Origin of the sequence: Paraburkholderia sp. CNPSo 3281 (assembly GCF_024206515.1) — a bacterium.
Taxonomy (GTDB): domain Bacteria; phylum Pseudomonadota; class Gammaproteobacteria; order Burkholderiales; family Burkholderiaceae; genus Paraburkholderia; species Paraburkholderia nodosa.
This window is the reverse complement of the sequence record NZ_JAMBPS010000173.1, coordinates 1-1218: the sequence shown is the minus strand read 5'-3', so window position 1 is coordinate 1218 and position 1218 is coordinate 1. Positions and strand designations below refer to the sequence as shown.

2 protein-coding genes are annotated in these 1218 nt (G+C 56.1%); both read right to left on the bottom strand.

Going from position 1 to position 1218, the window contains the following annotated elements:
- Positions 1 to 419: 419 nt before the first annotated feature.
- Complete coding sequence (locus M3I56_RS40755; RefSeq protein ID WP_375541888.1) at positions 420 to 917, bottom strand: hypothetical protein; 498 nt, start codon at positions 915 to 917, stop codon at positions 420 to 422.
- A gap of 95 nt (positions 918 to 1012) precedes the next feature.
- Positions 1013 to 1218 (bottom strand): transposase (locus tag M3I56_RS40750; RefSeq protein ID WP_254333344.1); only part of this gene is annotated, 206 nt, incomplete at its 5' end.

Below are 1218 nucleotides of genomic sequence, written 5' to 3'. Positions count from 1 at the left end.
GCAACAGCTTGGGGGTGAAAGTCCCCTGCCCAACCTGATGGTGGTGAAGGGCTAGTGAAACGCAAGGGCGTCGTCGTGAGGCGGGGTCTGAAGGAAGCGTGTAGCAAAGCCACGACCTGACGAACAGAAACCAGATACGAGGCCTACCCAGTCGGACGAGCGAGCAAATGATTGCGAAGTCCATAACCATCAAGGGCTGGGGTGGTAAATCTGGCAGGTGCGTGGTGAAGGCGGTTGAGCTTACCTTCTCGTAGGACGAAATAAATTTGTCACTACCTGCTCCCAGTAACGGGAGCGTTAAAAACCTCGGGGTAGCGACTCAGACGCGCGTCGGAATTCGTCGAGGAAGACGGCGACCTCGAGAGATAGCGGTTTTGGACGCTGCCTGATCATCTCAAGTCTCTCGTCCAGGTCGCCGTTTACTCGGCCATCGCAGTCGAGATCGGTTCGCCTTCTCGATACAGTTTCCCGTAATTAATCGTCGATCCACCGTTGGCTTTAACGTACGCAACAAGCTCGCGCACCCTGTATCCCAGCTGTGCAAGACTATCAGCAGCCTGTGGTGTCTGAGGGGCTACGGAACGGCAGATGGTCGAGATTTCCCGCATTCGGCTCGCCGCCTTTGCCGCATTGCCGTGCCAGAAGCACCAACGAAGCTTTCCGATGCGAGCCGTCAACTTGTGCTTTGCTGCGTTCTCGGGTTCGGAAGTCACGCGCAGGCCTTTGGCAATCTGTTCAAGATACCGCACGCGCATCGAGATATGGAACCAGTCGAGTACAGACTTGGGCGTGAACGGCAATTGGCTTGCGATAGTCTGCAGTCCATTGGCGCCATCTGTGATTACTGAGAGTTTCGGGTGATCGTTGTTTGTGATGGATCGCACGAGTTGGGCAAGCCGATCGACCGCGTCGGGCAACTCTCTTCTGACAAACGCAAAAGCCCGCGGCGGATGGCCCTTTTCTGCAAGCGAACCTGTCCGCGTTTTTGTGGGCGAGGCGGTTTAAAAGAACGTTACCCTCGCGCCGTCGTGAATCGGTCGCCAAACAGGATGGCAAACTGGTTCATCGCGGATTTCCAGTCAAAGGTGGCCCGTACCGACTTGGCCAGCACGTTGCGTAGCGCTAGCCAGAGTAGTTTGATTGCAGCCTCGTCATTGGGGAAGTGGCCCCGCGTCTTGATGATCTTGCGAAGCTGCATGTTCAGACTTTCGATGGCGT